Annotated in this window: 22 protein-coding genes and 5 pseudogenes; 9 read left to right on the top strand and 18 right to left on the bottom strand. The window is 68.2% G+C overall.

What is annotated here, in order from left to right:
• Positions 1 to 148 precede the first annotated feature (148 nt).
• Both V7E05_RS06320 and V7E05_RS06315 read right to left on the bottom strand, forming a co-directional pair.
• A complete protein-coding gene (locus V7E05_RS06320; protein WP_333618823.1) occupies positions 149 to 928 on the bottom strand; it encodes an MOSC domain-containing protein in 780 nt (259 codons plus the stop codon).
• Between the two features lie 113 nt (positions 929 to 1,041).
• Positions 1,042 to 2,142, bottom strand: coding sequence for a hypothetical protein (locus V7E05_RS06315; RefSeq protein WP_333618822.1), 1,101 nt, complete (start codon positions 2,140 to 2,142; stop codon positions 1,042 to 1,044).
• Between the two features lie 236 nt (positions 2,143 to 2,378).
• Here V7E05_RS06315 and V7E05_RS06310 point away from each other — a divergent pair, with 236 nt between their 5' ends.
• The gene (locus tag V7E05_RS06310; protein ID WP_333618830.1) at positions 2,379 to 4,094 is read left to right on the top strand and encodes a dihydroxyacetone kinase family protein; all 1,716 of its coding nucleotides are present in this window, start codon (positions 2,379 to 2,381) and stop codon (positions 4,092 to 4,094) included.
• Here V7E05_RS06310 and V7E05_RS06305 read toward each other — a convergent pair.
• The 4 genes from V7E05_RS06305 to V7E05_RS06290 all read right to left on the bottom strand — a co-directional run bounded on the left by V7E05_RS06305 (position 4,091) and on the right by V7E05_RS06290 (position 9,181).
• A complete protein-coding gene (locus V7E05_RS06305) occupies positions 4,091 to 4,834 on the bottom strand; it encodes a hypothetical protein (RefSeq protein ID WP_333618821.1) in 744 nt (247 codons plus the stop codon). The genes V7E05_RS06310 and V7E05_RS06305 overlap by 4 nt on opposite strands.
• Positions 4,835 to 4,943: 109 nt before the next feature.
• Positions 4,944 to 6,437, bottom strand: coding sequence for an Ig-like domain-containing protein (locus tag V7E05_RS06300; protein ID WP_333618820.1), 1,494 nt, complete (start codon positions 6,435 to 6,437; stop codon positions 4,944 to 4,946).
• Between the two features lie 360 nt (positions 6,438 to 6,797).
• A complete protein-coding gene (locus V7E05_RS06295) occupies positions 6,798 to 8,204 on the bottom strand; it encodes an NAD-dependent succinate-semialdehyde dehydrogenase (protein ID WP_333618819.1) in 1,407 nt (468 codons plus the stop codon).
• A 59-nt stretch (positions 8,205 to 8,263) separates the two neighbouring features.
• The gene (locus V7E05_RS06290; protein ID WP_333618818.1) at positions 8,264 to 9,181 is read right to left on the bottom strand and encodes a LysR family transcriptional regulator; all 918 of its coding nucleotides are present in this window, start codon (positions 9,179 to 9,181) and stop codon (positions 8,264 to 8,266) included.
• Between the two features lie 95 nt (positions 9,182 to 9,276).
• Between V7E05_RS06290 and V7E05_RS06285 the strand changes: the two genes are divergently transcribed.
• Positions 9,277 to 10,632, top strand: coding sequence for a malate:quinone oxidoreductase (locus V7E05_RS06285; protein ID WP_333618817.1), 1,356 nt, complete (start codon positions 9,277 to 9,279; stop codon positions 10,630 to 10,632).
• A 24-nt stretch (positions 10,633 to 10,656) separates the two neighbouring features.
• Here V7E05_RS06285 and V7E05_RS06280 read toward each other — a convergent pair.
• Positions 10,657 to 12,083 (bottom strand): annotated as a pseudogene (locus V7E05_RS06280) (HelD family protein); the annotation flags it as partial.
• A 224-nt stretch (positions 12,084 to 12,307) separates the two neighbouring features.
• On the opposite strand from V7E05_RS06280, the gene V7E05_RS14305 reads away from it, so the two are divergent.
• From V7E05_RS14305 to V7E05_RS06265, 4 genes are all read left to right on the top strand, one after another.
• Positions 12,308 to 12,448 (top strand): hypothetical protein, encoded by a 141-nt coding sequence (locus V7E05_RS14305; RefSeq protein ID WP_442891618.1) that lies wholly within the window; start codon positions 12,308 to 12,310, stop codon positions 12,446 to 12,448.
• Positions 12,449 to 12,743: 295 nt separating this feature from the next.
• Entirely contained in the window at positions 12,744 to 13,997 is a 1,254-nt protein-coding gene (locus V7E05_RS06275) for a hypothetical protein (RefSeq protein WP_333618816.1), read from the top strand.
• Positions 13,998 to 14,161: 164 nt separating this feature from the next.
• Positions 14,162 to 14,860 carry a TenA family protein gene (locus V7E05_RS06270; RefSeq protein WP_333618815.1) on the top strand — a complete coding sequence of 233 codons (699 nt, stop codon included), beginning with the start codon at positions 14,162 to 14,164 and terminating at the stop codon, positions 14,858 to 14,860.
• Positions 14,861 to 14,932: 72 nt separating this feature from the next.
• The gene (locus V7E05_RS06265) at positions 14,933 to 16,249 is read left to right on the top strand and encodes a uracil-xanthine permease family protein (protein ID WP_333618814.1); all 1,317 of its coding nucleotides are present in this window, start codon (positions 14,933 to 14,935) and stop codon (positions 16,247 to 16,249) included.
• A gap of 92 nt (positions 16,250 to 16,341) precedes the next feature.
• Here V7E05_RS06265 and V7E05_RS06260 read toward each other — a convergent pair whose 3' ends face one another.
• From V7E05_RS06260 to V7E05_RS06230, 6 genes and pseudogenes are all read right to left on the bottom strand, one after another.
• Entirely contained in the window at positions 16,342 to 17,532 is a 1,191-nt protein-coding gene (locus tag V7E05_RS06260; RefSeq protein ID WP_333618813.1) for an NADH:flavin oxidoreductase, read from the bottom strand.
• A 1,013-nt stretch (positions 17,533 to 18,545) separates the two neighbouring features.
• A pseudogene (locus tag V7E05_RS06255) lies at positions 18,546 to 18,608 on the bottom strand (hypothetical protein); the annotation flags it as partial.
• Positions 18,609 to 18,845: 237 nt separating this feature from the next.
• Positions 18,846 to 19,166, bottom strand: coding sequence for a DUF2853 family protein (locus V7E05_RS06250; protein WP_333618812.1), 321 nt, complete (start codon positions 19,164 to 19,166; stop codon positions 18,846 to 18,848).
• 234 nt (positions 19,167 to 19,400) lie between these two features.
• Entirely contained in the window at positions 19,401 to 19,709 is a 309-nt protein-coding gene (locus tag V7E05_RS06245; protein WP_333618831.1) for a hypothetical protein, read from the bottom strand.
• 133 nt (positions 19,710 to 19,842) lie between these two features.
• A pseudogene (locus V7E05_RS14300) lies at positions 19,843 to 20,671 on the bottom strand (dihydrodipicolinate reductase); the annotation flags it as partial.
• A gap of 98 nt (positions 20,672 to 20,769) precedes the next feature.
• Positions 20,770 to 21,441, bottom strand: a complete 672-nt coding sequence (locus V7E05_RS06230; protein ID WP_333618810.1) for a dihydrofolate reductase family protein — start codon at positions 21,439 to 21,441, stop codon at positions 20,770 to 20,772.
• A 180-nt stretch (positions 21,442 to 21,621) separates the two neighbouring features.
• On the opposite strand from V7E05_RS06230, the gene V7E05_RS06225 reads away from it, so the two are divergent.
• On the top strand, positions 21,622 to 21,882 hold the full coding sequence (locus V7E05_RS06225; RefSeq protein WP_333618809.1) for a hypothetical protein: 261 nt from the start codon (positions 21,622 to 21,624) through the stop codon (positions 21,880 to 21,882).
• Positions 21,883 to 21,943: 61 nt separating this feature from the next.
• Complete coding sequence (locus tag V7E05_RS06220) at positions 21,944 to 22,117, top strand: hypothetical protein (protein ID WP_333618808.1); 174 nt, start codon at positions 21,944 to 21,946, stop codon at positions 22,115 to 22,117.
• Positions 22,118 to 22,138: 21 nt separating this feature from the next.
• Here the strand turns inward: V7E05_RS06220 and V7E05_RS06215 are convergent, their stop codons facing one another.
• Positions 22,139 to 22,564, bottom strand: coding sequence for a DUF6670 family protein (locus tag V7E05_RS06215; RefSeq protein ID WP_333618829.1), 426 nt, complete (start codon positions 22,562 to 22,564; stop codon positions 22,139 to 22,141).
• Positions 22,474 to 23,259, bottom strand: a pseudogene (locus V7E05_RS06210) (IS3 family transposase); the annotation flags it as partial. The gene V7E05_RS06215 and the pseudogene V7E05_RS06210, both read right to left, overlap by 91 nt.
• Before the next feature lie 71 nt (positions 23,260 to 23,330).
• Between V7E05_RS06210 and V7E05_RS06205 the strand changes: the two are divergent.
• Positions 23,331 to 24,272: an FAD-binding domain-containing protein gene (locus tag V7E05_RS06205; protein ID WP_333618807.1), complete on the top strand. Its 942-nt coding sequence runs from the start codon at positions 23,331 to 23,333 to the stop codon at positions 24,270 to 24,272.
• A 113-nt stretch (positions 24,273 to 24,385) separates the two neighbouring features.
• On the opposite strand, the gene V7E05_RS06200 is transcribed toward V7E05_RS06205, so the two are convergent.
• The 3 genes and pseudogenes from V7E05_RS06200 to V7E05_RS14295 all read right to left on the bottom strand — a co-directional run.
• Complete coding sequence (locus tag V7E05_RS06200) at positions 24,386 to 25,087, bottom strand: lipocalin family protein (protein ID WP_333618806.1); 702 nt, start codon at positions 25,085 to 25,087, stop codon at positions 24,386 to 24,388.
• Between the two features lie 117 nt (positions 25,088 to 25,204).
• A complete protein-coding gene (locus V7E05_RS06195) occupies positions 25,205 to 25,981 on the bottom strand; it encodes a DUF1295 domain-containing protein (protein WP_333618805.1) in 777 nt (258 codons plus the stop codon).
• Positions 25,982 to 26,114: 133 nt separating this feature from the next.
• Positions 26,115 to 26,570: pseudogene (locus tag V7E05_RS14295) on the bottom strand (SAM-dependent methyltransferase); the annotation flags it as partial.
• Positions 26,571 to 26,592: the final 22 nt, after the last annotated feature.

Raw genomic sequence — 26,592 nt, 5'->3', positions numbered from 1 at the left:
GCCTGACGCCGGACCCCGGCGCCACCCTCGCGGGCGGCGACAAGCGGCGAAAGCCACTCAGGTAATCCTTGGAGAGACGTTGCTCACAGATTGGAGTTTGCTGGGTATCCAAGGGTGTGCGCGGACAGCCGCACGCCCGCGTCCGCGGCTAGTGCGCGTTGTTCTCGAGCCACTTCGCGCGGCCGAGGAGGCGCTTGCGGAGCTTTTCGGTGAGACCCTCCGCGGCGGCCAGCGCGCGCACCTCCGCCGGGTCCGGGCGGAGCTCCTGCTGCACGGCAAGCAGGCGATCGAGGTCGGCTCCGGGCGAGGGGCGGTCGACGAGAGTCATGCGGTCTCCGGCTGCCGCCTCTCCCGGTTCGAGCACGCGGAAGTACCAGCCCTGGCAGCGGAGCTCGGCGAGGGTGAGGTTCGCGCCGATGTGGCCGAGGAGGTTGTCTACCTTCCAGCACGGCGATCGCGGCTGCGAGACCTGGGCCAGCGCGGTGCCGATGCGGTAGACGTCCCCGATGCACACATCCGCCTCCGTGGCCCCGCGGCCGCGGAAGTTCTCACCGAGCATGCCCGGCTCGATGCGGACGCCGGGTAGCGCGCCGGCGAATCGCTCGTAGCCCTCGACGGAGAAGTAATGGAGCGCCTTCTCGGCGCCGCCGTGGACGCGCGGGTCGCCGTGCTCGTCGCCCTCAAGGCCGAGCGCGCCGATGCGTACCGCCCCATCGACCCCGTGCTTGGTGATGGCCGAGGGCTGCCCCTCCGGCATGAGCGGCCGGATCGTGCCGGCGCACACGGCGTCGAGGACGACGTCGACCGTCGCGGCGCTGCCGGACGCGGCGCTGCCGGCCGCGCTATTGCTGCGGGGTGCGTTGCTGCGGGACTCGCCGCTGCCCTCGCCCGTGCTGTCGCTGCCGCCCTGCTGCCCGCCCGTGATCATCTCGCACCGCTCCCCTCGTCGCCCGGCCAGTCTAGGACCCGAGGTCGATAAAGCCCCACCCGTGACGGCACACCGCGCGGGCGGCGGGGACCTCCGGCGTCATCGGAGTGGGACTACTCGAAATCTTCCTTCGACACGATGATGTCCTCCCCTTCGGCCTCGTCGTGATCGAGTTCGTCGCGCGTCTTGCGGCGCTCCTGCTCGCGCCGGCCGAAGGTCGCCCGGAGGATCGCGTCGTGACTGTCGGCGTTGGAGCCGAGGGCGCCGGCGATTACGCCCATCGAAGTCGATAGCCAGGCGAGGGCACCGTAGTCGAGAAGCGTGCTCGATTGCCCCAACTGCTCGGTGAGGAAGCCCGCGTCGATGACGATCATCGAGGAGGCGAAGATCACGACGAATAGGCCGAGATACATGAAGGCCACGCCGGTGAGCACCGTGAAGACGGTGGTCGAATTGTAGAGCCGCGCCCACACTCTGCTGAATCGACCACTCGATTTCGTCTCCCATAGATGGTTGGCGACGATGAGCCACGTGGTCATGATCGCCATCGAGAAGGCGGTGATGAGCAGAAGGCGCGCGGGGCTGAGGGCGCTCGCCATCTTCCAGATCGACGTGTAGAACACGCCGAATGAGGCGGTGGCGACCGCAGCGGCGAGCACGCCCTTGAGCGAGGCGACGAGCTTCCACGGCTGGTTGATCCGCATCATCCCGATGACGGTCCGCGCCCAGCCCCACCGCGTATTCATCACCAACGTGCTCTTCGCGTGGCCCGCGGAATCGTCGGTCCAGATGCGGTTCCGCGACTGCACGGCGTAGAGGAGCTCGTCGTGGATGTCCTTGTGGATGATTCCGGCGGCAGAAGCCACGATGAGCCGCTCAACCACGTGATTGAGACGGCCGACGCCGCACGCCGGGAGCGAAATGATTCCCGCCCTGCGCTGGAGGTCGATCTCCGCCGGCGTGGGCCTGCCGCCCCAGAGGCGCGGGAGCTCGGTGAGGAAGATGACGACGTCGTCGGTCTTACCATTCCGCGGCACCGAGGCACCGAGATGGACCTCGCCGTCGGGGTCGAGCAGGAGAGAGCCCTGCTCGATGGTCACATCGATTTCCTCGGAGAGGTCCTCGCGGACTCGCTCCTCGAGTCTCCCGCGGATCCTGTTCGCGATGGCCGTAGGGAGGCCGGGCTCCGCCACGATCCTCAGGCCTCGGCTCATGTGGGGCCACCCCTTCGCTCGGTCGACGCGGATTCGCGGACCACGGTAGCCCGTGCACGGGCGGTGGCGAAAGGCGAAGAATCGAGGGGCGGGAGACTTCGGGAGCTATGGAGAGTGCGGGCAGCGGGAAGGCGCTCGTAGCTACCCTCGGCGGCATGAGAGACTCTGCATCCGCACCCGCCCACGGCTCCGCAAACGACCACGCGAAATCCACCGACAACGCTCCCGTAAAGTCCATGCGAAGCTTCCGCAACGCTGCCGAGGACTTCCTCCCCGAAGCGCTCGGCGGGCTCATCGCCGCGCACCCTGATGCCGTGTGGGACGAGGCGGGTTTCGTCGCGCGCCGCTCTCCGCTCGTGACGGCGGACGGCGCACCCGCCGTGGCCCTCGTCTCCGGCGGCGGATCCGGGCACGAGCCGATGCACGCGGGTTTCGTGGGCGCCGGAATGCTCGCGGCCGCGTGCCCAGGATTGCTGTTCACCTCGCCCAACGCCGTCCAGGTCACCGAGGCCACGCGTTGGGCGGACCAGGGGCGCGGCGTGCTCCACGTGGTCAAGAACTACACCGGGGACGTGATGAACTTCCGCGTCGCCCGGCAGGCGCTCTCCGATGTGGAGACCGCCGAGGTGATCGTCGACGACGATGTCGCCACCGACATGGCCGGCGGCAATTCCGATTCCGACAGTGACGGCGGCCCGGGCCGCCGCGGCACGGCCGCGACAATCCTCGTGGAGAAGATCGCCGGCGCCGCCGCCCACCGCGGCGACGACCTCGCCGCCGTCGCCCGCATCGCGCAGTCCGTCGCGGACAACTCCCGCAGCATGTCCGTGGCGCTCGCACCGGGCCACCTCCCCACGAGCGGTCGCGACACCTTCGACCTTGACGCCGGCGAGATGGAGCTCGGCGTGGGCATTCACGGCGAGCGCGGGGTCTCGCGCGTCGCGGCGGAGGGCGCGGACGCGGTGTGCGAGCACCTGCTCGAGGAGATCACGGCGGCGCTCGGGCTCGGCGAGGGCGAGGAGGTCTTCTGCCTCGTCAACGGGCTCGGCGGGACGACCGCGCTCGAGCTCGATCTCCTCTTCGGTCGCGCTGCGGGGTGGCTCGGCGAGCGAGGGATCCAGGTACGCCGCTCGCTCGTGGGCAGCTTTGTGACCTCGGTGAACATGGCCGGTGCGTCGATCACCCTGACCCGTGTTTTGCCGGACTTTCTCGAACTCCTCGACGCCGAGACCGCCGCTCCCGCGTGGCCGCGCGCGCTCGGCGGTCCGCTCGACCCCGCGAACCCGCCCACCCCCGCGCGCATCGCCTTCGCGGACGGACTGTCCCGCGACGCAGCGCCGCGAGACGGCGAAGAGTGCGCCTGGCTCGGCGCCTTCGTCGAACGTGTGCAGGGAGCGGTCGACAAGCTTACGGAGCTCGACAGGCTCGCGGGCGACGGGGACTTCGGCGCCAACATGGACGCCGCGCTCGGCGATATCGCGCTGCCTATGCGGGGCACGGACGCCGAGCTCGCCGATGCCCTGTCCCATAGGTTCCTCGTGCGCGCGGGCGGCACCTCCGGCGCCGTACTGGGGACGGCCTTCCGCGAGATCGCTGCGGGACTCGGCAACAATCCGGGGGCCGCCGGGCTCGCAGGGGGTCTGGAAAATGCGGCGTCCGCCGTCATGGATCTGGGTGGTGCACAGGAGGGAGACCGCACGCTACTCGACGCGCTCGCACCTGCGGCACGGGCGGCGCGCGAGGCGGCGGATCGCGGGGACGGATTCGACGAGGCGCTGACGGCGGCCCACGATGCGGCCGAGGCGGGCGCGCTCGCGACGCGCGAGCTGGTCGCGCGCAAGGGCCGCGCCTCCTACGTGGGAGACGCGGCCCGTGGCGTGCCGGATCCAGGCGCGATCGTATTGGCCTGGATCTTCGGCGGGTCGGGGAAGGTCGCGGACTTCCGCGACTAGCTTCCGGCGAGCTTCGCGATGTCGACGCCGTTGATGATGTCCGAGAAGAAGCCCGAGGGATCGCTCGAGATGGTGGCCGAGCTCGTCGAGCCAGAGGTCAGCGAACCGAGGCCCGCGTCGTCGACGCTGCCGGTGGCCTGCTCGATTGCGTTGGGCTCGCGGATCGTGACACAGACGTCGAAGGGGTTCTCGGTCTTCGTGCCGTCTGTGAGCACGGCAGCGAAGGAAGAGCCGGAGTTGAGCACGGTGCCCGGCACCGCGTCCGCCGGGACCTTATAGGTGGTCTCGAACGAGACGTGCGCACCGAGCGCCGTGGTCCAGCCCGCACCCGAGCGGGATACCGAGTTGGCGTTCCCATCCTTGGTCACGTTGTCGGTCACAGTGCTCCAGGACTGTCCACCGATGAGCTTCCATACGCTCTCGCGCGCCGAGGTGAGCTGGAAGCCGGCGGGGTGGAAGTCGGTGATCTTGCTGATGAGCGCCCCTGCTCCCTCGACGGTCGTGCGGTAGGTCACCGTGCCGCCGGGGGCGACGGTCGCGTCGCCGACGACCTCTTTGGTCAGGGTGTAGTCGGTGCCGAAACTGCCAGCCCACTTGTACGTCTTCGTCTGGCTCGTCTTGCAGTTCGCGGTGGAGTCGGCGGCCGAGGCGGCGGGGGCGCCGAGCGCGATGGCCGCGCCGCCGGCGAGCAGGGACACGGCGGCAGTAGAGGCGAGCGCCGCGCGGATGCGTGTGGTCATGGGATGTCCGTCCTTTTCTGGTGCGGCGCCGCCTCGCGGGGAGGGCGAGGCGGCGCCTGGGTGGATGCGGCCGGCGGCTCCGGCCGTGGGTTGATCGAGCCGACCCGCGCTAGTTCCCGAGCGAGCCCGTGAGCGAGCCGAGGCTGCCGAGGCTGCCCGTGCCCGGGGTCGAGGGATCGCCCGGGTCTCCGGGATCGCCCGGATCGGTCGCCTCGGGATCGACCGTGAGATTCGCCGAGCCCGAGGACGCCGAGGTCGTGGCATCGCCGGCGTACTCTGCGGTGATCGTCACCAGACCCGCCGCGCCCGGCGTCCACTGGACGCTCGCCTTGCCGTCGGAGCCGACGGTGCCCGTGCCGATCACGGTGTTGCCGGACTTGAAGGTCACTGTCGCGCCCTCGGTGCCGTTCGCCACCGTCGCGCCGAGTGTGACGGCGGTGCCCACCTTCGCCGTGGCCGGCAGGTCGACCGTGGTGGTGGTCTCGGCGATGTTCGGGTCCGCCTCCGCGACGGAGACCGGCTGCGCGTCCGAGACCGACCCGGCGATAGTACCGCCGCCGGAGTACTCGGCCGTCACGGTCTTATTGCCCGCGCTGGACGGGCTCCAGCCGTACGTCGCGACGCCGTCGACCACGGGAGCTTCGCCGACCACGACGTTGTCGACCTTGAAGGTGACGGTCGAGTTCGCGGCGGCCGGGGAGACCGTGGCCTTGAGCTGGCTCTGCTGGCCGACCTTCGCGCCGGTCACGGCGTCGAGCGTGGTCGTCGACGGCTGCACCGACTGCGAGACGTTGACGGTCTGCGACTGCGAGGCCGACGCCGCGACCTGCGTGGTTCCCGCGAACGTGGCCTTGAGGGTGTGCGAGCCCGAGGTGCTCGGCGTCCACTGGTAGGTCGCCTGGTTGTTGTTGACGGCGGCGTCGCCGATCTTCGTGGACCCGTCGTAGATTTCCACGTTCTGGCCGTTGGGGATGCCGCTGGTGGTGATGTTGAGGGGCTTACTCACGCCGGTCTGCGCGGTGCCGATGGTGCCGAGGGTCACCGACGAGCTGGCCTTCTCGACGGTGATCGACGGACCGGCGTCTGTGAACTCCTGGGGGAAGAGCGTTCCGGCGACAATACTGAACGTCAGGCCACCTGTCGCCAGCGGCGTCGTGCTCGGATCGCACAGCACCTTGTAGGTCGCCGAGACCGTGAACGAGGGCTTCCAGTAGTTGAGCAGACCCGAAGTGATTTTCGTATGTCCCGGCGTATCAGACAACGAATCGCCGGAACTCCCCTCGCTGTTGGAAAGTGAACCGTCGACATACTTGAAGCACGTCGGGTGATTGTCGTCGATCCATTGAACCTGATTTAGGTACCGGATGCGTTCCCACGACGACGAGATGGTCACGGTGTCGCCGTACTTGACTGATGCCTTGTCAAGCGAGCGCGTGAACTTGATGCCCTGCGCCGTGCCCGTGCCCACGGTCTGCGCGCCGGCGGTGCCAGCGCCCACGCCGAGCACCATTGCCCCCGCGAGTGCCGCGCTCCCGACGATCGCTCCTGCCCGCCGAATTCCCTTGCCCATGTGCGTCTTCTTGCACACGTGCCGGCCCGTCACCGCCGGCTCAATAGAATGACATGGGTCACATTAGTTATTAATCCTCCACTCAGTCAACGTGCCCAATGCGGCCATGACCAGCTTTATTAATCATCATCTGGTGTTTACTTAGATCACAATGGTACATATGTCGACCGAATGTCCAGAAGTGGCGGCCGTCGGTGGTGGACGCGTCAATACATTGGACTTCCGGCGTCACAAGACTTGCCCGTTACCCCACCAGTCGCACGTTTTTCCATTCCGAACACCACCGCCTCGCCGCCCCCCAGCCAGTTCGGAAACACACACAAACCGCTCCTACCAACACACGAATCCACCCCCGGGCGAGTCGCCCGGGGGTGGCTACGGCCGATGCGGAAGCTAGGCGGGAGAGCTACCCGCGTCCTGCTGCCCGGAGACCCGGATAAGCTTGTCGTTGACAAACTCGCCGACACCCCAGCGCGCGAGCTCCCGGCCGTACCCCGAGCGGCCGACACCGCCGAACGGAAGCCCCGGGGCTGTCACGCCGTGCTCGTTGACGAACGTCATCCCGTCCTTGAGCCGCCGGGCGACTTCGTGGGCCTTCTCGACATCTGCGCTCCACACCGAGCTCGACAGGCCGTACTCGGACTCCTCGTTGGCGATGCGGACGGCCTCGTCGATGCCGTCCGCCCGGTAGACGATCGCGACCGGACCGAAGAGCTCGTTGCAGCCGACGTCCGCCGACGGATCGACGTCCGTGAGCAGGGCCGGCTCCATGTAGGCGCCGTCTCGGTCGATCTTCTTGCCACCGACTCGGACCGTCGCCGTGCCGTCCTTCGCCGCCCTGTCGAGGCGCTCGACCAACTCGTCGCGGGCACCGATGGAACTCAGAGGCCCGACGTCGGCGTTCTCATCGTCGTAGGGTCCGACCTGCAATTCGGCGATCTTCTTCTCCAGGTACTCGACGGTGCGGTCGTAGAACTCCGATTGCACGATGAGCCGCTTGGGGGCGTTGCACGCCTGCCCGGTGTTGTACATGCGGATCTCGACGTAGCGGTCGAGGGTCCATTCGAGGTTCTTCTCGTCGAGCACGAGGAACGGATCGTTTCCGCCGAGCTCGAGCAGGGACTTCTTGTAGTTCTCGCCGGCGGTCTTCGCGACCGCGGCACCGGCTCCTTCCGAACCGGTGAGAGAAACCCCGGCGATCCGCTTGTCGGCGACGAAGGGGTCCATCTGGGACCCGGAGGCGTAGATGTTCTGGAAGACACCTTCCGGGAGGCCCGCCTCGAGAAGCAGGTCCTCGCACGCCTGCGAGGAGAGCGGGCAGATCCCCGCATGCTTGAGGACCAGCGAGTTACCGAGTAGGAGATTCGGAACCGCCCACCGTGCGACCTGGTAGTAGGGAAAGTTCCACGGCATGATCCCGAGCAGCGGGCCGATGGGCTCCTTGACCACGTAGGACCTGTCTGCGCCCTGCGCTTCCAACTCCTCCGGGGCGAGGAGTTCCTCGGCGTGATCGGCGTACCAGTGGTAGATCGAGGCGACGATGGCGATCTCCTCGGCGGCCCACGATCCGAGCTTGCCCATCTCGCGACCGATATGGTCGGCGAGCTCGTCGCTCCTCGCGGAGTAGAGGTCTCCGGTCTTGCGGAGGATCTCCGCACGCTCGGCGATCGACGTTTCCCTCCAACGGCGTTGCGCTTCGACCGAGCGATTGAGAATAGCGTCGCGGTCGGAGTCCTCGATTCGGGTGAAGCTGCCTTCGTCCTGTCCGGTGCTGGGGTTCTTCAAGGCGAATGTGCTCATACCCCAGGCCTACACCTCCTGGCCAAATATGGCGACCTGTCTGGTTGCCACTATCGCCATTAGGCAGGCGAAATCCAGCGGGCGAGACTCCCCGAGCGCGAGGACAGGAAGTGATGCAGGCGCCGCACCGGAACAGTCGGCTCGTCGAGCGCAGAGGACAAACCCACGCTGCGGACGAATCCTTCGACCAGAGGTATGCGTACCAGCCCGAACTGCTCGGATTCAGGCGGCGGCAGGAGGGACACCCCGAGCCCCTTGGCCGTGAGCTCCCGGATCGTGTCGAACTCCGTGATCTCGAACGGCACGCGCGCGGAGAATCCTGCCTGCGCGCACCATTCGTCGAGCCGCACACGAAGGTGGTAACTCGGCGGATTCGCGATGAAGTCCTCGTCTGCGAGCTCGGCGAGCGAGAAAGACTCCTTCCCGGCGAGGCGGTGGCCCCGCGAGACGTAGCAATCGATGGGCTGGTGCCCGAGCACCGTGGTGGAAAACCCTTCCGGCGCCGGGATCACGACGGCGAGGTCGAGCTGCCCGTCGCGGAGTTGGCGCACGAGCTCTTCCCCGTAGGCCTGGACCACGTGCAGCCTGATTCGCGGATATCGCTCGTGGAACTCGGCGATCAAGCCAGGGATGCTCAGCGGAGACAGCGAGAGCGGGAATCCGAAGCGCACGAGCCCGACCTCGGGATCCGCGTCCCGCGAGACCGATCGAACGGTCTCGTCGAGCGAATGGAGAAGGGTCCGCGTGCGCTCGTGCAGCTCCCTCCCCTGCGGAGTCAGCTCGACCCGCCTGCCGACGTTCTGCACCAGGGGCACGCCCAAGGCCTCCTCTGCCGCGCGGATCCGCCGGGAGAGCGAGGACTGCGGCACCCCGAGAGCGGTGGCGGCACCGGTCACGGTCCCGTCAATCGCGAGCGCGTCGAATGCCGCGAGCAGCGGAAACAGCTTGTTCGCCTCGGACGAGAGAAAACGTTCCATTTCCGGATCATAACGTGCACGTGGAGCATTGGACGGAATGTTTACCTGCGAGGGAACGTGGTCGCATACAGCCGTCGTCCTGCAAAGGAAGCATCGTGAGCACAGCACCGGAACACACCGACTACCTCCTCGTCGGTGGCGGGATCGTGTCCGCCACCGCCGCGCACCTTCTGCTGGAAAGGCATCCGCAGGCATCGATCACACTCGTCGAGCGCCTCGACGCTCCCGCCCTCGAATCGTCCGCCACCTGGCACAACGCAGGCACCGGGCATGCCGGGTTGTGCGAACTCAACTACACACCCGAGCTCCCGAAAGGCGAGATCGACACCGCCAAAGCCATCACGATGAACCGCCAGTTCGCCGAAAACCTGGCGACATGGACCAGATGGTCCGACGAAGGCCGGATCGGACCGCTCGACACGTTCCTCACGCAGGTTCCGCACATGAGTTTCGTTGCCGGCGAGGCGGATTCCGATTTCCTCCGCAAGCGCCATGCTGCGCTCCGCCCGCTCCCCGGTTTCGAGGAGCTCGAGTTCTCCACCGACCGCGACACCATCGCCCGGTGGGCGCCGCTGCTCCTTGAAGGACGCGCGGCCGGACCCATCGCGGCAACATGGCATCCCGGCGGATACGACGTCGACTTCGGCGAGCTCACCAGGCAGCTCGTCGAGTCCGCCCGGTCACGCGGGGTGAATGTCCGGATGGGAACCGAAGTCGAAGGCCTGACGGCGGACGCTGCCCATTCCTGGACCGCGCGCTTGCGCCCGCGAGGCGAACGGGGCGTAGCCGGGAGCCTGCGCGCCCAGAAGGTGCTCGTCGGCGCTGGCGGCTGGGCACTCAAGTTGCTGCAGTCCGCCGGCCTTCCCCAGGTCCGGGGCTACGGGCTACTCCCGGTGAGCGGCAAGTTCCTTTACACCTCGGATCCCGCCGTCACCGACCGGCACCACGCCAAGGTCTACGGGAAGGCGCCCATCGGAGCTCCGCCGATGTCGATGCCCCACATTGACGCCCGCAGGATCGCCGGCGAGAGTTCCGTCCTCTTCGGGCCATTCGCCGGTACGAGCCCGCGGTTCCTGCTCCGCGGCCGTCCGTGGGATGCCCTCGCATCGCTTCGCCCTCACAACGTCGCTCCCCTGGCCGAGGCCGGCGCGGCGAATCTCTCGCTCGTCCGGCTCCTCTTCGGTGAGGTGTTCTCGAGCACGTCCGCGAAGGAGGAGCACCTCCAGGAGTTCGTGGCGACGGCAGACCTCGATCAACAGGGATGGTCGATGCGCACTGCCGGCCAGCGCGCACAGATCGTCGCGCCGGGAGCGCGCGGGAAGGGTGAGCTCCGCTTCGGCACAGAAGTCATCCGTTCGACCGACGGCTCGCTCGCCGGTGTCCTCGGTGCTTCGCCGGGTGCGTCGACCGCTGTCTCCCTCGTGGAATCGGTGCTCGACCGCGGGTTCTGAGCTACGTCGGCGCGACGATGCGCCCTACTCGAGCACCACCAGTCGCTCGGTAGCCCGGGTCATGGCGACGTAGCGGTCGACGGCACCTGCCACGCCCGCAGCGCCGCCGAACTCGGCCGGCCGCACGAGCACGACGAGATCGAACTCGAGCCCCTTCGCCGACACCGGGTCGAGGACGCTGAACCGCTCCTCCCCTGCGGCGAACGCGGCCTCCGCAGTCGAGGCACCCACGATGCACGCGACGCCCTCTCCCGAGGCCGCAAGCCATTCGCGGACGATCGCCTCGAGCTGGGCAACCGAACTGCGGCGCACCGGGATCCCGCTACTGCGCACCGAGACGGGAACGTTCGCATCGGGGAGCGCCTCGCGGATCACGGGCTCCGCAGCATCCATGACCTCCTGCGGGGTCCGGTAGTTGTACGTGAGCGTCTGTACCCGCGCATCCCGCAGGCCGATGCGCTCGAGCCGTTCCTCCCACGACTCGGCGAATCCGGCGCGGGCCTGCGCCCGGTCGCCGACAACGGTAAAGCTCCGCGAGGGGCAGCGCCGCAGCAGCACCTGCCAATCGGCGTCGGTGAGCTCCTGGGCTTCGTCGACGATGACGTGCGAGAACGGCCCCTCGACACGGTTCGCCCGCTCACCGGGAAGTGCCTCGTGGTCGACGAGGGCCTCACGGAGGTCGGCTTGCCGCAGCGACTTCATGAGCCCGAGCTCCGAATCGTCGGCGGCCATGAGCTCGTCGATGACCCGCGCCATCGCCCCCCCGCTGTCCGGCTTCGAGTCGCTCGCGTTCGCGCCTCTCCTTCTCCGCACCCGGGTCGCCGACGCGCTCCCTGGCGGCATCGAGGAGCGGCAGGTCGGCCTCCGTCCAGGGCCGCGGCTCGGGCCTGTGGAGGAGGCGGCGGGCGGCGTCATCGAGCCAGGGCGCCGCCATGCGGAGGTAGGCGGGAACGGCCCAGAAATCCTCGACGACAGCGGTGGGATCGAGCGTCGGCCCAGTCGGCGGCGGTGCCCCGCACGACTCCGCCGGCGGTCTCGAGGACGAGCGTCTCGGTGGGCGGCTCTTCGTAGAAGCGGACGGCACGCTCGATGGCCTCGGCGAAGCGGCCGTCGGCCTTGAGTGCGGCGACGCGCGGATCCGACTCCGGGCCGGCGTCCTCGCCCTCGGGCACGAGGTCGCCGATGGTGCACGTGAGCACGCCCTCCTCACCGGGGCTCGGGAGCACGTCGGCGACATAGGCCAGGTACGGGCGGTGTGGGCCGACGACGAGCACGCCGCCGCGCCGGGCGTCGCCCTGCGGATCGGCGTAGAGCAGGTACGCCGCACGGTGGAGAGCAACGACAGTCTTGCCCGTCCCCGGGCCGCCGTCGACCACGAGCGCGCCGCGGGACGTCGCCCGGATGATCTCGTCCTGGTCTGCCTGGATGGTCCCCAGCGCGTCCCGCATCCGCGACGTTCGCCCGGCGCGGAGGGACGCGAAGAGCGCGGAGTCCTCGTCGAGGGCGGCGGGGGTCTCGGCGTCGGCCGATGTACGTGGGCTCACCGCCGTCCTCGCCGACGACCCGGCCGAGGCACAGGTCGAGGGCGAAACGCCGGAGGAATCGGACCTCCGTCGTCAGACGGTGGATCTCGAGGTCTCGTTCCAGGAAGTCTTGCCCATGGTTGACGGCGTACGTGCGCAGCTCCCTTAGCCGCGCCGCAGCTTCGGCGAGGCGGCGGGACATCGCCTCGGACAGGCGCGCGACGTGGGCGTCGTCGGCGGCGATCATCGCGGGTGCGGCCTTCGCGGATTTCTCGGGTGGCAGGGCGAAGTAGCGGGGTGCGGTGTCGGCTAGGGGTGCGGGGTGGGAATCGCGGCGGGAATCGGGCATGCGGCGGCTCCTCATAGCGGGCGGCGAGGCGGGAAGAGCAGCCATTCTTACGCAGGTGGGGCCCCTTGCGGCAAGGCCCCCTCGGGGTCATAATATGAAATGGGAAGAGAGCCGAAGGGCTCTTTTTTTGTGCCTTTTTGGGCGCCGTCTCGCCGAGCACGCGTCGTGCGGATGTACGGCTGGAGAACTTTCTTGCCAATTCGTGCACCCATTTGGCTGTGTGGGGAACTCTCAGACACATGGCAAACAACGAGAACGGGAACATCGGCGCGGCGCCGGACGGTTCGGGGTCGCAGGGATCGTCGGATTCGCCTGGTCAGGGCGCCAGAACCAACAGCGGAGCCGGAAGCGGCGGCTACGGCAACACCGGCCAGGGCTACACGGGCCCGCAGGCAGGGCAGGGGCAGCAGCCCTACGGCGGGCAGGACGGTTCGCAGCCGTTCGGTCAGCCGGGACAGCCCGGCGCGCAGGGCGGCCGGCCCTATTCCGGTCAACATGGTCAGTTCGGCCAGGCGGGCCAGCCGGCCCAGCCCTACGGCGGTACCCCGTATGGCGGGCAGCAGCCGACGCAGCAGTTCGGTCAGCCCGGCGCGCAGGGCGGCCAGCCTTACCCGGGACAGCAGGGTCAGCCCGGCCAGCAGGGGCAGCCTTACCCGGGTCAGCCCGGCCAGCCCGGATACCCCTATGGCCCCGGCGGCTTCGGACCTGGCGGCCAAGGAGGCCTTGGAGGACCCGGTAACACCGGCCAGTTCGGCCAGCAGCCGCAGCAGAACAACTCGGGGAAGATCATCGGGATCGTCGCAGCGGTGGCCGCGGTCGTCGTGCTTCTGTCGATCATCGGCGTTTTCTTCCTCGCCAAGTCGGGCTCGGAGACCGACTCCACGACCTTCGACGCCGCAGACTCCTCGAGCTCGTCGAACTCGACCTCGCCGTCGACCGACTCGTCGAGCAGCAACCTCTTCGGCAGCGATTCTCTTCCTTCCTACAAAGCCGGCGATTGCATCGACGAGGAAATCGACCTCAATTCCTCGACACCCACATACGGCAGCTACCCGGAAATCGTGGACTGCGACGATCCCCTCGCAGGCTCCGAGGTCATCTCGGTGCGCGACTCGTCCAGTTCCCCGAAGTGCATCGACGAGCCAGGAGCATCCTCTGCCATCGGCTTCGAGAGCGAAGACATCGAGGCCCTGTGCCTCGGCGCCGTCGGCGCGGACAAGTCCAAGTCCGTCAACACCGCAAAGGAAGGCGACTGCATCGGCGAGGGGAGTTCCCTCTACGAGAAGGTCGACTGCGGCACCCCGGGGGCGAAAAAGGTCGTCGCCGTCGTGCAGAACCCTTCGGGCGGGGAGGGTGACGTCGAGTCAATCCCCGAGTGTGAGGCCGCTGGCCATCCCGAGACCGATTCGATCTACTCGTTCGCCATCCCCTCCGACTACGACTCCATCGACGCGGAGACGCCGGAGCGCGGTCTCTGTCTCGTCGACCCGTAACGGTTACCGCAGCTGCGGCGCACCGGGCTCTCCCGAATCCGCGGGCCCCAGCACAATCCCCTACGAAACTCGACAGGGGAAATTGTGCTGGAGCTTGGGGATTTGCTTTGAGAGCGGGGCGACCAGGGGATCAGGCCCCTCCCCGCCCCCGGTAGTCTTCTGGCATGACGACGGACGCCACCGCCTCGACCGACGCCGCCACGCTCTACGCACGCCTCCGCGACTCGTGCGCCGCCGAATGGACTGCGTACGCGGAGCACGAGTTCGTCCGCGCTCTCGGCGCCGGCTCGCTTCCCCAGGAGGCGTTCCGCGACTACCTCGCGCAGGACTACCTCTTCCTCATCCAGTTCGCGCGCGCCCACGCGCTCGCGGCATTCAAGAGTCGCTCGATAGCCGATATCCGGGCCCACGCCGAGGGCCTCGGGGCGATCCTCAGCGAAACCGAGCTCCACGTCCGGCTCGCGGAGCGCTGGGGCGTCTCGGCAGCCGAGCTCGAGGCGCTACCCGAGAAGCAGGCGACCGTCGCGTACACCCGCTACGTGCTCGACTGCGGCATGTCCGGCGACCTCCTCGACCTCGAGGTCGCGCTCGCCCCGTGTGTGATCGGCTACGCGGAGATCGGCGCCCGCCTCGCCGCCGAGGTCGCCGAACGATCCGAGGACCTCGGAACACACCCCTACGGCGAGTGGATCTCCGAATACGCGGGCGAGACCTACCAATCGCTGGCTCGCGACTCCGCCGCGCACATCGACGCCCTCGCCGGCGGCCCGCTCCCGCAACGCCGCATCGACGAGCTCACCGACATCTTCCGAACCGCGACCCGCCTCGAAGCGGACTTCTGGCAGCAAGCGCTCGACCACTGAGTGGATCGGCTACCTTTTAACGGAATTCCAAGGACGCACCCGCGCCGAGAGTCCCTAGCCCCAGGAGCCGCCATGCCCCGCCGTTCCGCACCCCTATCCCTGTGGACCTTGCACGGGAACGGCCGCACGGTCGCGCCCGACGCGATCGTCGCCCCGGACGAGCGCCTCGCCTGGCCACTCACCATCGGCATCGGGGCGCAGCACGTCGTCGCGATGTTCGGGGCGACGTTCCTCGTCCCCGTCATCACCGGCTTCCCGCCGTCGACCACGCTGCTGTTCTCCGGAATCGGGACCATCGCGTTCCTTCTCATAACGCGGAACCGGATGCCGAGCTACCTCGGTTCCTCGTTCGCGTTTATCGCGCCGATCACGGCGTCGACGCAGTCCGATTCGATGGAGGCTGCGCTCGGCGGCGTGCTCGTCACCGGCGTGCTCCTCGCGCTACTCGGCCTCCTCGTGCAGAAGATCGGCACCGAGTGGATCGGCCGCCTCATGCCGCCGGTGGTGATGGGCTCGATCGTCGCCCTCATCGGGCTCAACCTGGTCCCCACGGCGTATCAGAACAACTTCTCGAAGGCGCCGGTCACGGCAGCGATCACTCTGTTCGCCGTCATCGCGTGTACTGCCCTGTTCTCCGGGATGCTCGGCCGCATTTCGGTGCTCGTCGGCGTGGTCGTCGGCTACGCGGTCGCGGCGCTGCGCGGCGAGGTCGATTTCGCGCCCGTCCGCGAGGCCGCGTGGCTGGGCCTCCCGGAATTCCACCACCCGGAATTCAGTATCGGACTCATCCCCATCTTCCTACCGGTCATTGTCGTTCTCCTCGCCGAAAACGTCGGCCACGTGACCTCCGTGGGCACCATGACCGGCCGCGATCTCCGCCCCCTCGTCGGCCGCACGCTCTTCGCCGACGGCTTCGCCACGACGCTCTCCGCGTGCTTCGGCGGCTCCCCGACCACCACCTACGGCGAGAACATCGGGGTCATGAGCGCCACGCGCGTGTACTCGACCGCCGCCTACTGGGTCGCCGCCTTCGTGGCGATCCTGCTTTCGCTCTCCCCGAAGGTCGGCGCGCTCATCAACACGATCCCCGCGGGCGTGCTCGGCGGTGTCACGTTCGTGCTCTACGGGCTCATCGCGATCGTCGGCTTCCGCATGTGGGTGGACGGCCGCGTCGACTTCTCCTCACCCAAGAACCAGATGACGGCGGGCGTCGCGCTGGTCGTGGCCATCGCGGATCTCCACTGGCAGATCGGCGATTTCGCGTTCACCGGCATCGCCCTGGGCACCGTCGCGGCGCTCGTCATCTATCACGGGATGGGCCAGGTCGGCCGGCTCACTGGCACCGATACCGAGCGCAGCGCCCTGCAGGACCCGGGCCGGGCGGAGTAGCGCGTGGCCGGGTGCCGGCGGTGTCACGGGGCCGGCCCACCGTCCGACTGCAGGCTATCTCCCGGCGGCCTCCCGGCCGACTGCCGGGCTGATCAGGCCGGGTCCGCGACGAGGACGCAGCGCGTGCCCGAGTAGATCGTCGGCATGCATCGATTGCAGTGGATGCACAGTGAGCGGCGCTCGTGATCGGCCTCGATACGGCGGACCAGGTTCGGCTCGCGGAGCAGCGCCCTCGCCATGGCGACGAACTCGAAACCCTCGTCCATCGCCGTGGACATCGAGTCGTAGTCGCCGATCCCGCCGAGGAGGATCAGCGGCATTTCGAGTTCGGCGCGGAACTGGCGCGCGGAGTCGAGCAGGTAGAGCGGCGAGTACGGGTACTCCTTGAAGAAGTGGCGGCCCACGGCGTGCAGACCGGCGCGCTGCGGCTGCGGCATCGTCGCCGCGAAATCGTCGAGCGGCGCGTCGCCGCGGAACAGGTACAGCGGGTTCTTCAGCGAGCTGCCGCAGGTCAGCTCGAGGGCGTCGAGGGCGGCATCGTCTTCGATCCATTTCGCCACCTGCAGGGATTCGTCGAGCCACAGCCCGCCGCGGACACCGTCGTCCATGTTGAGCTTGGCCGTCACGGCGATCTCGGAACCGACCTCGTCGCGGACTGCGCGGAGGATCTCCCGCGCGAACCGGGCGCGGTTCTCGAGCGATCCGCCGTAGGAGTCCGTGCGCTTGTTGATCGCCGGGCTGAGGAACGAGCTCGCGAGATAGTTGTGCCCGAGGTGGACCTCGACGGAATCGAAGCCCGAGTCGATGGCGAACCGTGCTCCTCGCGCGTGATCGGCGACGATCCGTCGCAGGTCCTTCGCGGAGGCCTTTCGCGTGATCCGCATGCTCAGCGGGCTGAGCTGCGCGCTCGGGGCCAGCGCGGGGGCGCGGTTAGATGCCGCGTTGGCCACGGGCCCCGCGTGACCGATCTGCGCCGCAACGGCCGCGCCCTCGGCGTGGACGGCATCGGTGAGCTTGCGCAGTCCCGCCACGGCGTCCGAGCGGAGGTGGATCTGGTGACGATCGGTGCGGCCCTCGGGAGACGAGGCGAGGTACGCGACGGTCGTCATGCCGACACCGCCCGCGGCGACCTCTCGGTGGAATTCGATGAGCTCGTCGGTGACCACCCCACGCGGCGCCCTCCCCTCGAACGTCGCCGCCTTGATCGTGCGGTTGCGCAGCTCGAGGGGCCCGAGCTTGGCGCGTTCGAAGATGATGGGTGACGTCCGAGCGATCTGATCCATGAATCCAATAGAAGACACCGGCGCGCTTTTCGTGCGATTTTCACCAAAAGCGCCCTCGCGGGCGACGAGCGGCGAAGCGGGCAGCCGTCGTGCGAGAGAACCGCCGCGCATCGACTGGTCCGCGCCCGAGACTTCGGCCACAATCGAGGGGGAGCAACCGCGCCGCCCGTCGGTGCACGAAGAAAAACACCGTGACCCAGATCGACGAGACCCCGAAGGCCACCGACTCGGCCGACGCCGCCGGGACCAGCCAGTCCAGCACCCTCGAGGAGATCGGCGCCCGCGCGATCCCCGAGTTCGACGGGGTCCACGACGTGTGGCCGCGCGGCAAGCGCCTCGCCGCGGTGCGCGAGGCCGCCGAGAAGTACAAGAGGCGTTTCAAGGAGCAGGGCACCGTTACCGGGGTGAAGTCGGTGGACGTCGCCGGCGCTCCGTACCCGGTCAATTACGCGTTCAACGGCGCCGTGCGCCCGCCCTATATCCCGCTCATCACAATGATCAACCGCATGGTCGTCGTGCAGTACGAGGACCGGAACGGCACTACGCGCACGCTCGTGTTCGAGCCGACGATGCCCGAGGGCTCCGCCGAGGCGGCGTTCTACGACAACCTGCAGAAGATGATCGACAGAACCCCCGGCGAGAAGCTCGTCGAGAAATTCGTGCTCAAGTACTACGACGAGCCCGACACGGCGCTGGCGAAGGTCGGTCTCACCCCCGACGACGTCGACTTCTGCAGTTTCGACCACCTGCACGTGCAGGATCCGCGGATGATTCTCGGCTCGTCCACGCCGATCGAGGGCGAGAACGAACCGCGCCAGGCGCTCTTCGGCAACGCGAAGATGCTCGCGCATCGCAAGGAACTCGCGACGCTCAAGTCCCTGCACCCCATGCAGTGGGCGTGGTACGTCGAGGGCAGCCTCGAGGGCGTCGACGTGTCCAAGTTCGCGCTTTTCGACGGCGATATCGAGCTCGACCCGGTCCACGCCCCCGATGGCCTCGCCGAACCACACCCTCTCCACGAAGGTGCTGTGCTTGATCAGCCCGAGGAGCGTCGTGTCCGAGGCGATGAGGCGCACGCGGACCTTTTCGTCGTCGAGCCCGTCGAGGATCCCCTATGCGTCGCGGCGATGCTCGTCGAGGAACGCCTCGAGCATGGTGCGCTCGTCGGAGAAGATACGGTCCCAGGTGCTCATGGAGTCAGCGTAGCCACGGCGGGACCAGCGTAGAAATGGTTCGAGGCCGCGCCGCCTCGGTGAGGATCCTTCCTCTCGTCGTCGCGGCGCGGCCTCGCGCGCGGCGTCGCCGCCCCCGCCCTACTTGAAGACGTCGAGCTTGTTGTACTTCTCGGCGAGGAGGTAATACACGGCAAGGCGGCCGTTCTTCCCGCCGTCCTTCATCTTCTCGCCGACCGCCTCGATCGAGGCGTCGAGCTTGTCGTCGGATTCGGTGAGCCCGAGCTTCTTCTTGAGGAAGTTCTCGCGCACGGTCTTGAGCTCGGCCGGGTCGGAGAACGACACGTACGCGGCATCGGGCTTGCTCAGTGCGAGCTTGTAGGTCTTGAGCATTTTCTCGAGCACGGCGTCGTCAGCCTTGGGCGCGTACTTCTTGACGTCGTCGATCCAATCAACTGCCATCGTCGACTCCTTTATCTCGTCGAGCGGACCAGCGGTTTCGCCGGGCCTTGAGCCACGATATGCCCGCACATTCTCCGCAACAACGGGTCGAGACGCCTTGTTTCGGATTCACCTGCTATTCAAAGGCACCGCACACGTCTTTCTTCCTAAACCGCTGGTTGACGGCGTACGGCGAGTTTTTCTTCATCCACACACTCAGCAGCTTTTTCGGCGCGGCGGGCGCGGGGTGCGCCGTCACCAGGTGGAGTGGAATACCCGACGGACGGTTTCGTCGCAATAGGCCACGACGGCGACGGCGAACGCGATAATGCCTCCGGCGAGCAGGCGCGCGTACATCTCGCCGACCAACGGCGTGGCGAGAATGCAGAGGAGCGTGCCCGCGACGAGCGCCGCGGCGGAATACAGCGCGAGGGCGCGGGCGGCTGCGGCGTGCCGAGCGTGGGCCGGGTTGCGCCGGGCGGGATCTCGGCGGTCGGGGGCGTTGTCTGCGGCTGCCGAGGGCGCGCGCCGGGCGAGGGTGGCGTGGAAGACTGTGCTGCTCATGGTCCCGAGAATGAACCCCTCGGCTCCGAGAACCTTTCGAGATTCCTGTGAGTGCGCCGCGACAATTCCCGGCCCGTCCGACCAGTCCGACCGCCGAGGCCAGGGGGCCCTGGAACCAGCTCCCCTTTTGGCCGAGGTTCAGTGGATCGCGCCCCTGGTAGACCCCGTGGATCGGGAAGCGCACCGCGGCGACGTGTCCGGCGGCGATCTTGCCCTTGGCCGAATTCCTGGCCTCCGGCGTCAACCATTTCTCCCATTCGGTACGAAGCGAATCGAGTTCGATACCGACCGAGTGGGCGATCATCGGGATCGTGCCGCCCCACGCCATTATGAGCACCTCGGGGATCTCGAGGATTGGCGAGAACTCGGGAGGCCAGCCTATCCCCATCTCGTGTTCATAGTCGCTCTCGTACGCGGTGTAGTCGAGGAGCTCACTCGCCCGGACGGTGTCGACGCGGCCTGCGACTCCCATGAGCGTGATCGGCAGGAGGTCGTTGGCGAACCCGGGATCGATGCCGGTGGTGAAGCACGAGGCACCGCCCTCGCGGCACGCCTCCTCGATGGGCTCGACCCACTCGCGCGGGGTGGCTTGGGCGTGGGGCCAGACCCACGGGGTCATCGGCGTCGAGCACACGTCGATCCCGGCGCGGAGGAACGCGGATATGAGCGCGATATTGTCGTCGGCGTGGGCCGCCGAGGGGCCGAAGTGGACGAGGGCGCCGGGCCGCGCGGCGATGAGGCAGTCGACGTCATCCGTGCACGTGACGCCGGCGCGGCGGGCGCCGACGAGCTCCCCGGAGTCGCGCCCGACCTTGTCCGGACAGCTCACCCCGACGCCGACCCGCTCGAAGGCCGGGTTGTCGAGGATTTTGGCTCGATGATCATCGAGCCGACGACCCGTTTCCCCAGATGACGACCCGCTTCGGGGTGGGCGGGGTAGTCGATGCGGCGGGTTTCCTGATGGATCCACCTGTGTCATCGCTGCTGACGTGGAGTTGCATAACGCATTTCAGATCACGGTTATGTCGCGGTTGGGCCCGGCTCCGTCTCGGGCCCCGGGCTACCCGCGCGGCTTCGTCCGCCACAGCTGGTGAGTACGGCCGCTGGGCATGGTAACGGCGTCGATCTCGAATCGCTCGACCGGCGCGATGTCGCCGTCGAGCAGGCGCTTCCCGGTGCCGATGGTCACGGGGACGATCACGAGATGCATCGTGTCGATGAGGTCGGCTTCGAGGAACTGCCGCACCGACGTCGGCCCGCCGCCGATCCGCACGTCGGTGCCGGGGGCGAGTTCCGCGGCACGGGCGAGCGCCTCGGCCGGCGTTGCGTCGAGGAAGTGGAACGCTGTGCCGTTCTCGAACTCGATGGGCTCGCGCTCATGGTGCGTGAGCACGATGACCGGGGTCTCGAACGGCGGTTCCTCGCCCCACCAGCCGCGCCACCCGTCCTCGGTCCACGGCCCGGTCTGTGGTCCGAACTTGCCGCGGCCCATGATCTCCACGCCGATCCCCTGGCCCCAGAGGCTGGTCATCGCGTTGTCGAAGGTGAGGTCGGGAACCTTGTCGATGCCGTGGATCGCACGGCCGTCGAAGCCGGTGGTGAGGGCGATGGCCTCACCGAATGGCTGCTCGATCGCGACGAAGTTGCCGGCGGCGTAGCCGTCGAGGGAGACGAACATGCCGGTGACTCGGACGGTGGGCCGGGTGGACGAGCCCGGATTTTCTGTGGTCATGGAGCAAGTATTGAGCCACCGAGCGATCGGCGTTTGTCCGTTCGTGCCGGGCGCGAGACCGGCGTAATTGCCACGCGGGTGCACGAGAACGATATATACGGTCGTAACAACCGACCGCGGCCCGACGATGTAACCCAAGAGTCGTCTTCCGGCTCCCGACGCCCGACGAACAGGATCCCCATGCCCGCGTCCCGCAAGCTCGCCGTCGCCCTCGGAACCGTCGCCACGGCGACCGTGTTCTCCGCCGCTCCCGCCGGCGCCCAGCCCATCGATCCCGCCCAAATCCAGGGAAGCATCCAAGACTCGATCATCACCCCGGTCACCGGAGCGGCCGACGTCGCGATGGCACTCTCTGTCGCAGTACCTGGGTACCTCGGATGCGCGGCATTGCGGATGGCTCTTCCGCTCGAGCCGCTCCCGTTCTGCCTCCGATTCGGCTGATCTCGGCATTTTGCCGATCTCCGCACTAAGCACACCTGACTCTTCGAGAAAGGATCCCGCCGTGGACTACATCGTTGCGAGCATCGCCAATCCGAGCGAGGCGCTCACCAGTTTCTTCAACACCTCGGCATCTTTCGACACCGTCGCTCCCGAGCCGGACAATCCCGTCGACGCATTCGTCGGCAGTGTCGCAAACGCTGCCGAGACGCTGCCCAACCTCCTCTCCCTGAGCTAGGGGCCGACTTCGGGGCACTGTTCAGCGGCGATCGATCCATTCGATGTATCCGCCGCCGCAGATGGGTTCGTTTCGATAGCTTCCTTCGTAGTCGAAGCTGCCCGCAAAACCTGCCGCCAATCCATATTCATAGTCGTCGCACGCGACGGCCCGGATGTGGACGAGTGGTTGCCCCTGCTCGTCATTTACCGCCCATTCGAAGGTCCGGGGCAGTTTCATCTCCTCGCCATCGGGGGTGCTTCGGGAGTGGAAATTCGACGTGTCCTCGTGGCGGAAGGGACTGCTGCACGAGTACGTGACACTTTGACGTGCCCTATGGCTCGGTTTCCACTCTCGGTTTTTAGTTTCCGGCCGTGGCGCGGGCTGCGGGCGAGGTCGTGGTCGTTGGGTGTCGCGTACTCCAGGGAAGAGTGCCGACGACGACGGTTGTAGAACACTTCGATGTATTCGAATATCGCGTTCGCCAGCTCCGTTCGGGTCTTCCACCTTTTCCGGTTCAGCAGCTCGATCTGCATCGTGGATCGGCCGTGGCGACACTCTTGAGGCGTTTGATACGGGCGGGCCCGCGAAGGCCTCCGATTCCCGCACGAGTCATCAGGACGGTGATGAGCCGGCTCGAACAGGGATGCCCATGCCGATGGTGAGCTCGGCGTGGATGCGGCGGTAGCCGTACGTGCCGCGGGATGCCACGTGGATCTCGCGGATCAAGCTGGTCAGCCAGCGGCGGCGCAGGTCCGTGGCGCTGGTGGGACGCTTACGGTATCGGTAGTAGGCCTGTCGGGAAACGCCCATCAAGCGGCAGCAGACCTGAACAGGCGCCCCGGCTCAGGCCAAGCGGTCGATCACCGGATGCGCCCTTTTGGGGTGACTCCTCCCTCCTCATCAAGCCATGTTGCCGCGCGTCGTAGGATCGCGATCTCTTGCTCGAGTTGTCGGATTCATCTGCGTGCTGCCCGGAGCTGCGCGGCCTCGCCGCTGGCGAGGCCGGGCCGGCGTCCGTGATCGATATCGTCCTGGCATCGCCAGTTGTGAATCGTGGCCTCGGCGATGCCAAGGTCGTGAACTACGTGCTCGGCTTGGCGGCCCTCGCCCACGAGAGTGATAGCACGGTGGCGGAACTCAGACGCGTAAGGGCGTGGGATTGTCGTGAGCCTTCCATGAAGACCTTCGACCAAAGACCTCAAGTGGAAACCAAACCACTGGGCAGGTCAAGATGTCACCTATGCGTGCAGCAGTCCCGCTGGCCCGCGCCGTCCGTATCGGGGCGCGAGAGCGCGGACTGGCTCGATCCCGCCGCTGTCGGCGGGTCGACCGGGTCGACCTGGTCGATAGAGACGACCGAGCCGGCCGGGTCGAGCAAGCGAACCGACCCCGGGGTGGCGCTGCGGGAAACACTGTGCTCCCTCCTCGGGGAGGGCAAGGCGCCGCTCAAGGTCGGCGAGGCCGCGGCGCGCGCCCGGTGGCAGGAGTTCCTCAACGAAGGGCTCGAGGGCTACGCGGAACGGCGCGACCGGCTCGACCTCGACGCGACGAGCAGGCTCGGCGCGCAGCTCAAGTTCGGCACGATCCACCCCCGCACGATGCTCGCCGACCTAGCCGCGTTCGGCCCCACGAGCGGGCTCGACACCGCCCTCGCCGACACAGCCGCGACACCTTCGCTTCCGAACTCGCGTGGCGCGAGTTCTACGCCGACGTCCTGCACCACCAGCCGGCCAGTGCGCGCGAGAACATCGACGCCCGGTGGGAGCGCTTCCCGTGGGCCGACGGCGGCTCGGCAGACGGGGCGTTCGCGGCGTGGCGGGACGGGCAGACGGGGTACCCCATCGTGGACGCCGGGATACGCCAGCTCCTCGCGGAGGGCTGGATGTACAACCGCCTGCGTTTGGTTGTCGCCTCGTTCCTCACCAAGGACCTCCGGGTGCACTGGCGGCGCGGAGCCCGGCACTTCATGGACCACCTCGTCGACGGAGACCTCGCTTCCAACCAGCACGGCTGGCAGTGGACGGCGGGTACCGGCACCGATGCGGCGCCGTACTTCCGCGTGTTCAACCCCGTGACCCAGGGCAAGCGTTTCGACCCCGAGGGCGACTACGTGCGGCGGTGGGTGCCCGAGCTCCGCGATATCGAGGGCGCCGCAGTCCACCGGCCCCGCTAAGACAGCACGGCGAGTACCCGGCCCCGATCATCGACCACGCCGAGGCCCGCCGCGAGGCGCTCGCACTTTACGACGACGTCATCCGCTGGTTCTAGGCGTCGGGCGCCGCCCGGTCAGGAGGACGAGGGGCAGAGGGGGACGGCGTCGCCGCGGCCGCCCGCCTGCGGGGTCGTGATAAACGCGCACGGCCACCAGCCGCGGTCGGACACGGTGCGTTCGACAAGGTCCCAGGCGTCCGCGGAGAGATCCGGAGTCCTGCTGAGCACGAAGCCCGACGTGCGCGCCGGGTCGCCGACGATGGCCAACGAGTAGTCGTCGGCGAGGTAGGTGACCCGGTAGTTCGCCGTGCTGTCGCCTCCCTGGAACGGCACGCCGTCGAAGGCGACGTGGAGGGACGCCGGGTCCGAGGGGTCGACGACCTCGGCCTTCCCGCTGATCCCGGACTCGGCGCCCCACGCGGTGCGGCACGAGTTTTCCACCGAGACCGATGTCGGGGAGAGCACCCCGTACCTGGCCTTTGTGTCGCTCGCGCACTGGAGCGTGAAGGGCTGGGGGACGGCGGCGACCTGGAACCACTCGCCCGCGTACCGGTCGAGGTCGATCTCCCCGACGGACGTGAGCTCGGGCCCGCCGATCGAGCCGAGCTGCACGTCGGGCGGATACCTCAATCCCGACGAGCCACTGGCGATGCGTCCGCCGTTGGTGGGGTCTCCGGATTGGGCGGATGCAGTGGCGGGCGCGACCACGGCGACCGAGGCCAGCGCGAGAGAGGCCGCGAGCGCTGCACATGTCCTGGACATCGAGGGGGTACTCATGCCCGAACCCTAGCCCTTACCCGACTCGCCCGCGACGGTTCGACGCTGCGCCAAGGATTGTCCGGCGCGCTTGGGCGGGAGCGGCACAAAGAACGACGTCCGCCGCGCGTAGTCGTCCTAGCCCTCCCGCTTCGACATCGTCTTCTCCAGCAGGCGCGCCCCGGAGCCCCAGACGAGCAGGTAGGTCATGGCGAGGGGCGCCGCGAAGGTCCACGCCGCAGGCCCGGTGGCCGCGGCGGCGAGCCACAGCCCCCACCACACGCACGCGTCCCCGAAGTAATTCGGGTGCCTGGTCCACGCCCAGAGCCCCCGGTCCATGATCTTCGGCCTGTGCGGGTCGCGCTTGAACGCCTCGAGTTGGGCGTCCCCGACGGCCTCCACGACGAAGCCGGCCACCCACAACGCGAGGCCGAGGACGGCGACCGGCGCCGCCGCCCCGGACGGGCGCCCGCCGACTACGAGCGCCTGCAGCGGGAGAGAGACGAACCATTGGGCCGCGGACTGGAGGAGGAAGACCTTGCGGATTACCACGACCGAGCGCAGGGAGCCGCCCGCGCGGTAACCGCCCGAACGCTCGAGCATGTCCACGTACCGCGGGTCCTCCCCCTTGCCCGCGGGCTTCCGCCCCACGTGGATCGAGTGGCGCGTGCCCCATAGGACGGCGGCGACGGCGATAGCCACGGCGACCGCGTCGGGGGACGCCGCGGACCCGAACCCCGCGAGCCGCAGTACCAGCAGGAGGCCGGCGGAAAGCGCGAAGCCCACGCCCCACGAGACGTCGACGACGTTGAAGCGGCCGATGCGGCGGCCCACGGCAAACGTGGCGAGCTGCAGCGCCAACAGCGCGAGGAAGGTCACGAGGTAGACGAGGGCGAAGGTGGCGAGCGACGTCATAGGGCGAATCCCTGCTCCGGTCGGCGCAGCACGAACTGCTCGACGCCCACGCGGCCCTCGGCGAACGAGCGCGTCCCGCCGGGAAATAGAGGGCCCACACGCGGGCCATCTCCTCGCCCCAGCGGGCGACGACCTCGCCCCGCGCGGCGAGGAAACGGCGGCGCCATTGCGCGGCGGTCCACGCATGATGCTCGCGCATCGAGCGCACGCGAAGCGGCTCGAGCCCCGACGTCGTGAGGAGGTCGAGGGTCCGCCCGGCGGGGCGCATGGACATATCGGGCGCGATGAACCTCTCGATAAAGGGCCCGCCCCCGGGATGACGCCCGGTGCGCGACATCTGCTGGACGAGGACGCGGCCACCGGGGCGGACGCAGTCGTGGAGGGTGCGCGCGTAGAGCGGGTAGCGGGCGTCGCCGACGTACTCCCCCATCTCGAGGGAGACCACGGCGTCGAAAGCGCCCCGCTCGGCCGCGAGCTCGCGGTAGTCCTCGACCCGGAACTCGACGAGGTCCGCGACGCCCTCACGCTCCGCGCGGTCGCGGGCGAAGCGTTGCTGCTCCTCGCTGATGGTGACGCCGGTGACCCGCACGCCGTGCGTGGCCGCGGCGGCG

This window comes from Dietzia sp., assembly GCF_036741115.1.
Classification (GTDB): domain Bacteria; phylum Actinomycetota; class Actinomycetes; order Mycobacteriales; family Mycobacteriaceae; genus Dietzia.
Note: the sequence above shows the minus strand (reverse complement) of the source record. Positions and strands in the feature narration are given on the sequence as shown.

Bases quoted from the DNA above. Each gene is read 5' to 3' on its own strand.
- V7E05_RS06250 (WP_333618812.1), bottom strand. From the start codon at position 19,166: ATGGCAGTTGATTGGATCGACGACGTCAAGAAGTACGCGCCCAAGGCT.
- V7E05_RS06230 (WP_333618810.1), bottom strand. From the start codon at position 21,441: ATGACCACAGAAAATCCGGGCTCGTCCACCCGGCCCACCGTCCGAGTC.
- V7E05_RS06320 (WP_333618823.1), bottom strand. From the start codon at position 928: ATGATCACGGGCGGGCAGCAGGGCGGCAGCGACAGCACGGGCGAGGGC.
- V7E05_RS06195 (WP_333618805.1), bottom strand. From the start codon at position 25,981: ATGACGTCGCTCGCCACCTTCGCCCTCGTCTACCTCGTGACCTTCCTC.
- V7E05_RS06310 (WP_333618830.1), top strand. From the start codon at position 2,379: ATGCGAAGCTTCCGCAACGCTGCCGAGGACTTCCTCCCCGAAGCGCTC.
- V7E05_RS06315 (WP_333618822.1), bottom strand. From the start codon at position 2,142: ATGAGCCGAGGCCTGAGGATCGTGGCGGAGCCCGGCCTCCCTACGGCC.
- V7E05_RS06245 (WP_333618831.1), bottom strand. From the start codon at position 19,709: ATGAGCAGCACAGTCTTCCACGCCACCCTCGCCCGGCGCGCGCCCTCG.
- V7E05_RS06225 (WP_333618809.1), top strand. From the start codon at position 21,622: ATGCCCGCGTCCCGCAAGCTCGCCGTCGCCCTCGGAACCGTCGCCACG.
- V7E05_RS06205 (WP_333618807.1), top strand. From the start codon at position 23,331: ATGTCACCTATGCGTGCAGCAGTCCCGCTGGCCCGCGCCGTCCGTATC.
- V7E05_RS06305 (WP_333618821.1), bottom strand. From the start codon at position 4,834: ATGACCACACGCATCCGCGCGGCGCTCGCCTCTACTGCCGCCGTGTCC.
- V7E05_RS06260 (WP_333618813.1), bottom strand. From the start codon at position 17,532: ATGGATCAGATCGCTCGGACGTCACCCATCATCTTCGAACGCGCCAAG.
- V7E05_RS06275 (WP_333618816.1), top strand. From the start codon at position 12,744: ATGGCAAACAACGAGAACGGGAACATCGGCGCGGCGCCGGACGGTTCG.
- V7E05_RS06265 (WP_333618814.1), top strand. From the start codon at position 14,933: ATGCCCCGCCGTTCCGCACCCCTATCCCTGTGGACCTTGCACGGGAAC.
- V7E05_RS06295 (WP_333618819.1), bottom strand. From the start codon at position 8,204: ATGAGCACATTCGCCTTGAAGAACCCCAGCACCGGACAGGACGAAGGC.
- V7E05_RS06200 (WP_333618806.1), bottom strand. From the start codon at position 25,087: ATGAGTACCCCCTCGATGTCCAGGACATGTGCAGCGCTCGCGGCCTCT.
- V7E05_RS06290 (WP_333618818.1), bottom strand. From the start codon at position 9,181: ATGGAACGTTTTCTCTCGTCCGAGGCGAACAAGCTGTTTCCGCTGCTC.
- V7E05_RS06270 (WP_333618815.1), top strand. From the start codon at position 14,162: ATGACGACGGACGCCACCGCCTCGACCGACGCCGCCACGCTCTACGCA.